The sequence below is a fragment of the Corynebacterium sp. MSK032 genome, assembly GCF_030232065.1.
Taxonomy (GTDB): Bacteria; Actinomycetota; Actinomycetes; order Mycobacteriales; family Mycobacteriaceae; genus Corynebacterium; species Corynebacterium jeikeium_D.
This window is the reverse complement of record NZ_JASPJR010000027.1, coordinates 1-6,380: the sequence shown is the minus strand read 5'-3', so window position 1 is coordinate 6,380 and position 6,380 is coordinate 1. Positions and strand designations below refer to the sequence as shown.

Genomic DNA, 6,380 nt, shown 5'->3' with positions numbered 1-6,380 from the left:
GGTAGTGCTCGACGGGTTAACTCCTCGGGAGGTAATCTCTGGTGTTATCCATGATGCAATGACCGCCTGACCCTACCGGCCATTTTTCAGGCCATTTTTGTCATAAACGTAGTCAGTAACTCGGCTCGACCCGCCGCCGCCAGTCATAAACGCAGTCAGTAACTCGGATCGATCCGACGCCACCAGTAACCTTGTAATGCCAGGGTGCCCCCCCCCGAAGTGACGCAGATTACTGATTATTTCTATATCTGTTGCCAGGTTTGGCCGGGTCTCTTACCATAATTTCATGGCGGAAAGTACGCGGTCGAGCGGTGGAAATCGCAGCTCACGAGATAAAAATAAAAATCAGAGTGGTAGCAAGAAAGGGTGCATGGGCCCGGGGGCAATTCTTGCAGTCATTTTGATTGTCATCGCGGCTGTTGCAGTCTATGTCGGTCGCGGCGGTAGTATTCCAGGTTTTTCTGGTGGCAGCTCCGGAGGAAACCGTGATTTCTTCGGTGGTGAAAAGACCGTCGTCAAGGCGATTGTTGGCTCTGAGAAAAAGCCCTTCTTCGAAGACAAAGAGGTCCAGAAGGCTCTTGCCTCTCACGGCTATGTGGTGGAAGTAAAGACGGCGGGTTCGCGTCGGATGGCCACGGATGTGGATCTGGATTCCTTCGACTTGGCATTCCCGTCGTCGGCACCGGCAGCGGAGAAAATTGCCGAGAAAATGAGCGGCGCTGAGCGGTACGACGTCTTCTACACACCGATGGCGATCGCTACTTTCGACAACATCTTGCAGGCATTGGCGCGGGAAAATGTTGCTCGCCAACAGGGCACTACGTGGCAGGTAGATATGGCAGCGCTGGCCACGATGCAGCACGACAATGTCCGCTGGCGTGACTTCGCGGAGAACGATTATCCGTCGCCGCGCACGGTGCAGATGTCCACGACGGACATTCGTTCGTCGAACTCGGCCGCGATGTACTTGTCGCTCATGTCTTGGATTACCAATGAAGGCCGGATTGTGTCTGACAGTGGGCAGGTCAATGCGGTCTTGCCGGAGCTCACCCCTCTGTTCACCGGCCAGGGGTACACGGAATCCTCGTCGGCTGGTCCATTTTCGGACTACCTCTCGCAGGGTGTCGGTTCGAAGCCAATGGTGATGGTTTACGAGTCGCAGTTCCTGGGGGAGAACAGTGCCCCGAACAGCCGGTTGAAGCCGGAAATGCGCCTGGCGTATCCATCGCCGACGATTCTGAGTACTCACGTGGCGCTGGGTTTTAACGACAATGGAGCTGCGGTCGCACGGCTCCTCGCCGAAGACCCTGAGCTTCAGAAGCTGGCGGCCAAGCACGGTTACCGCTCCAGCCAGCCTGAGGCGATGGAGGAATTCCAGACGCAGTTGAAGACGGGCCAGGAGGTTTCCACCGATTTTGTGGACTCCATTGATCCGCCGAGTTTCGACATCCTCGAGCAGCTTATTGAGGGTGTTTCCCGTGGATACCAGAGCCCGCCGAGGCCGGAAACGGAAGAGGGGTAAAGCCGAATGAACATGTATAAGGCACTAACTGCCCTCCGCAAAATGCTTCTTGGCCTCGTCGGTGTGCTCGGCATCTTCGCTGTCGCGGCCTGCTCCGACGGTGGCCTGAACCTGCCGCTGGGCTCCGACGAGGAGAAGACCAACAAAGTCGACGTCGATTCTGACCTCAAGGGCTCGACCATGCGTATCGCCGGGGCCACGGAGCTTGCAGAGCTCCAGCCACTGATGCAAAAGGCCTCCGACGACCTCGGTTTTACGATTAACCTCGAGCTTGTCGACGGCACCGTGAAGAACAGCCACGCCCTTGTCGCAGACGAATTCGACAACCAATTTGATGCCACTTGGTTTGCTACCAACCGGTACGTTGATCTGCTCGGTGGGGCTGACAAGCTGGGCGAAGCCAAGAAAGTCGCCACCTCGCCGGTAGCCTTTGGTATCCATTCGGCGAAGGCTCGGGAGCTCGGTTGGGATACCAAGCAGCCGACGTGGGCTGAGATCGCGGAGGCTGCGTCGTCAGGCAAATTGACCTACGGCATGACCAACCCCGCGGAATCGAACTCGGGCTTTTCCGGTGTGGTGTCGGTTGCGACCGCGTTCGCCGACACCGGATCGGCGCTGACTACGGGGGATATCAACCGCACCACGCCTGAACTGCAGAAGTTCTTCGAGGGGCAGAAGATGACCTCGGGTTCGTCGGGGTGGCTGCGTGACAAGTTCCTGGATGAGTCGGACTCCGTCGATGCGCTCATCAACTATGAAGCTGTGTTGCAGCAGATGAATAAAGAGGGCGCTGACCTGGAAGTTGTTGTTCCGAGCGACGGTGTCATCAGTGCGGATTACCCGCTGACGCCACTAGCTCAGCCGGCTAACGACCTTGCCGCGCGGCAGACGGAGGCTCTCGGGCAGTGGCTGGAAGCGAACTCGCAGGTTCTCGCCGATCACTTCCTGCGCCCGGTCTCCGATGACGCCAACCTGCCGGAAAGCATGACCAACAGCGTCATTATCGAGCTGCCGTTCCCGGGCGATCGCGCCGTCACGGACCGCCTTATTGAGGCTTACGACAATGACCTGCGCGTGCCCGGAGAGTCGGTCTTCGTTCTCGACACCTCCGGTTCAATGTTCGGTGAGCGCATCGCCGATCTACAGGCGACGATGCGCGCAATCGTCGACGGCAGTGCACGCACCGAAACGGGAAGCGTGGGATTGCGAAACCGTGAGATCGCGACGATCCTGCCGTTCAGCACGACCGTCGGCGAGCCCACGACCACAACAATTGACGGCCCGGAATCGCGCGCGCAGCTCACCGCCGCCGTCGATGGTCTGTACGCAGAGGGCGAGACGGCGCTTTACGACGCACTGATTCAAGCCTTCGACCTTCTCGGCAGCTCGGATAAAAACTCCATCCCGTCTATCGTGGTGTTGACCGATGGTCAGGTGACGTCGGGCAAGAGCTTTGCGGAATTCCGTGATTTCTACCAGTCCAAGGGCGGGAATCTGCCGCCGGTATTCGTCATCCGCTATGGCGAGGCAGATCCGGGAGAAATGCAGGAACTTGCGAATCTGACCGGTGGTAAGGTCTTTGAATCCCGTGAGACCGAGCTTGCTGATGTGTTCAAGGAGATTCGTGGCTACCAGTAAATCCTCCGGCACTTCCTCTGGCGGTGGCTTTCTCAACAGTCCCGCCAACATTGTCGGGCTCATCCTTGCCATCGCCGTCGTGCTGCTGCACCTGACCGTGGGGCTTGGTTTCCTGTGGCCGGTTGTTGCGATTGCCGCGTGGGGCGCGTCGGTTGCTTTGTTGCCGAGGCAGAGCAAAGTGGCGCAGAAGTCCGTTAGTTCGGCGCCGAAGCCTGAGATCCCACAGCGTCGCCCGCTCAATCCATCTGAGCTGCGTAGGAATCTTCACCGGACATTGGGCAGGCTTTTCGATGCCCAGCCTGGCGAAGATCTTGGCAACGCCGCAAATGACCTGGGTGCGACGCTGGAATCCGTCCTGAGCGAGTGGAAGTATCTCAAAGATTATCCCGAGCAGAAGGTAGTCATCGGCGGCATTATCCAGGAGTACTTGCCGCAGACAGTCAACTCCTACCTCGCGATCCCGGAGCGATTGCGTCGCAAAGCCGAGAATCCGGCTCGGGAATCCATCGACCTGCTGCATTCCGCGGTGCAGAAGATCCAGGATGCTATCGGCCAGGACAACCTGATTGCTTTGGAAGGTCAGCGTGACACCCTGGCAATTCAGTTCGGTAAGGTAGTGGACTATGAGCCTTGATCCGAAACTCCTTGATATCCTCGCTTGCCCGCGTGACAAGGGGCCGCTTGAATACCTCGAAGACGAGCAGGTGCTGGTCAATCCTCGCCTGAAGATCGCCTACCGCATCGACGAAGGCATTCCGGTCATGCTTTCCGACGAAGCTATCGCCTGGGACAAGTAATTGCCTTTCCCGCTTCCCGACGGCTACCACGCCCTCGACCGCACTGTGCTGTCGGGAGCCCCCATTGAGGCTGCACAGACGCTGCTCGGGTGCGTAATTGTCATCCCCGCTGAGGATGTTATCGCCACTATCACGGAGGTCGAGGCATACGGCGGCCCAGTTGACCAGCGCTATCCCGACCCGGCCGCGCACTGCTTCATGGGGCCAACCGCACGCAACCGCGCCATGTTTGGCCCGGCGGGGCATTGGTATATCTACCGCTCCTATGGCATCCACTTTTGTGCCAATATCACCAGCGCTACGGACGGCACGGGCGGGGGAGTATTAGTCCGCTCCGTTCGCATTGAGCGGGGCATGGATGCGGTGCGTCGACGCCGCGGTGAAAAGCCAGCAGTTGCGGGTCTCGGACGTGGTCCAGGCAATGTTGGTCAGGCGCTTGGCCTTGACTTAAATGACTATGGGGCAGATGCGCTGGATCCGTCGTCACGCGTGTTTGTGGCGCAGCCAGTGAACGCCGATTCGGTTAGAGATATCCACGCAGGCCCGCGCGTGGGCGTTCGGCGAGCGGCGAATCGGCCGTGGCGGCTGTGGCTCCCAGACGATTCCGTCTCGGCCTATCGTCGCCACAAGAAGGCCGTTGAGGAGTTCTAGGTCACCCTCGCGGTGAACGTCGGCAAGCGAAACGTTACGATAGTGGACGTGACTGAACAGAACATTATCGACGAACTACAGTGGCGTGGCCTGATTAATCAGTCCACCGATGTTGACGCGCTGCGTGAGGCGTGCGAAAACCCCATTACTCTGTATTGCGGTTTTGACCCAACTGGCGATTCGCTGCACGCGGGCCACCTGGTTCCGATGATTATGCTGCGTCGTTTCCAGCTGGCCGGTCACCACCCAATTGCGCTGGCCGGTGGTGCTACGGGCTTCATCGGCGATCCGCGTGATGTCGGTGAGCGTTCGATGCTCAGCCAGGATGCCATTGAGCACAACCTGGAGGCCATCAAGGACCAGCTACGTCGTTTTATTGACTTTGAGGGCGAGGCCCCGGCGACGATGGTCAATAATGCGGACTGGACTATGAACATGTCCGTCATTGACTTCCTTCGCGATGTCGGCAAGAACTTCTCCCTCAACACCATGCTCGACCGCGACACTGTGAAGCGTCGCCTCGAGTCTGACGGCATCTCCTACACCGAGTTTTCCTACATGCTGCTGCAGTCCAACGACTACGTGCAGCTGCGCCGCAACTACGATTGCGTGCTGCAGATTGGCGGCGGTGATCAGTGGGGCAACATCGTCTCTGGTGTCGATTTGAACAGGCGTATCGACGGCGCCAAGGTGCACGGCCTGACCGTGCCGCTGGTGACCGATGCGCAGGGTCAGAAGTTCGGTAAGTCCACCGGTGGCGGCAAGCTGTGGCTGGACGCTGAAAAGACCTCGCCGTACTCCTGGTACCAGTACTTCCTCAACGCGGGTGACTCGGTGGTTATTGACTACCTGCGTTGGTTCACCTTCCTGTCTCAGGAGGAAATCGCGGAGTACGAGGTTGCTGTTGCGGAGCGTCCGTTCAAGCGTGAGGCGCAGCGTCGTCTGGCGCAGGAGATGACCAACCTGGTCCACGGCGAAGAGGCCACCAAGGCTGTTGAGCTGGCAGCGCAGGCCCTGTTTGGCCGCGCTGAGCTGACCGAGCTGGACGAGGCCACCCTGGCGGGCGCCGTCTCCGAGACTGAGGTTGCGGAGATCGCTGAGGGCGAGCCGCGAACTGTTGTCGACCTTCTCGTCGCTGCGGGTCTTGCCAAGTCGAAGGGCGAGGCACGCCGCACCATTAAGGAAGGCGGCGCGTACGCCAATAACCAGCGCATCGAGGACGAAGCGTGGGAGCCTTCTGCTGAGGACCTGCTGCATGGCAAGTGGATTGTACTGCGCCGCGGCAAGAAGAACTTTGCTGGTGTGAAGTTCGTGTAAGTGCTGGTTGGTCTTTGTGTAGGCGCGCTGCTGATCTCTCGATTAATTGGTGTTTATGCAGCTTGATTCTTTTTAGGTAGCTGGGCTAAGGCTCCGGGCAGGCTAGGGGATTGATGATTTCAGAATCATTGACTCTTGGTCAGTCCGGAGCTTTGGTTGTTTTAAAGGGAGCATAGAAGCCGAAACAAAGGTGGTAGCGATGAGCGAAAGCTCCCGGCTTTCGTCACGGTGTGGGGACTGTCGGTCCTAATGAATCGTTCTACTCCACAGGCAAAACGCTAGTTCATATCCATCTACCTGGGGTTTTGTGTCTTTGGTGGGGTGTGTGTAATGTATTCGGGGGTCAGCGCGGCCAGGCAGTTTATGTGTTTGGTTGGCTGATGTGGGGGAAATGTTTTCGTGCGGTTAGCCGCTGGGAGTCGTTGGTTTGACTTTCTGGTTAATTGTTTGTTAAT

General features: G+C 58.2%; 6 protein-coding genes. All 6 read left to right on the top strand.

All coding sequences use genetic code 11. The features are described 5' to 3' along the window. Positions 1–370 precede the first annotated feature (370 nt). Genes QP995_RS10675 through tyrS form a run of 6 tightly spaced genes read left to right on the top strand, consistent with a single transcriptional unit; the run spans position 371 to position 5,925 of the window. Positions 371–1,522: a hypothetical protein gene (locus QP995_RS10675; protein WP_049170382.1), complete on the top strand. Its 1,152-nt coding sequence runs from the start codon at positions 371–373 to the stop codon at positions 1,520–1,522. A gap of 6 nt (positions 1,523–1,528) precedes the next feature. Next, positions 1,529–3,160, top strand: coding sequence for a VWA domain-containing protein (locus QP995_RS10670; RefSeq protein WP_049170384.1), 1,632 nt, complete (start codon positions 1,529–1,531; stop codon positions 3,158–3,160). Beyond that, positions 3,147–3,794, top strand: coding sequence for a hypothetical protein (locus QP995_RS10665; protein ID WP_049170388.1), 648 nt, complete (start codon positions 3,147–3,149; stop codon positions 3,792–3,794). Before QP995_RS10670 ends, QP995_RS10665 begins: the two co-directional genes overlap by 14 nt. Then, entirely contained in the window at positions 3,784–3,957 is a 174-nt protein-coding gene (locus tag QP995_RS10660; protein ID WP_005511714.1) for a Trm112 family protein, read from the top strand. The genes QP995_RS10665 and QP995_RS10660 overlap by 11 nt, the downstream gene beginning before the upstream one ends. Further along, positions 3,958–4,608: a DNA-3-methyladenine glycosylase gene (locus tag QP995_RS10655; RefSeq protein ID WP_049170390.1), complete on the top strand. Its 651-nt coding sequence runs from the start codon at positions 3,958–3,960 to the stop codon at positions 4,606–4,608. A 48-nt stretch (positions 4,609–4,656) separates the two neighbouring features. Beyond that, entirely contained in the window at positions 4,657–5,925 is a 1,269-nt protein-coding gene (gene tyrS, locus QP995_RS10650; protein WP_210401202.1) for a tyrosine--tRNA ligase, read from the top strand. Positions 5,926–6,380 lie beyond the last annotated feature (455 nt).

Excerpts from the sequence above, each read along its gene's own strand:
- QP995_RS10675 (WP_049170382.1), top strand. The coding sequence starts at position 371 with ATGGGCCCGGGGGCAATTCTTGCAGTCATTTTGATTGTCATCGCGGCT.
- QP995_RS10670 (WP_049170384.1), top strand. The coding sequence starts at position 1,529 with ATGAACATGTATAAGGCACTAACTGCCCTCCGCAAAATGCTTCTTGGC.
- QP995_RS10660 (WP_005511714.1), top strand. The coding sequence starts at position 3,784 with ATGAGCCTTGATCCGAAACTCCTTGATATCCTCGCTTGCCCGCGTGAC.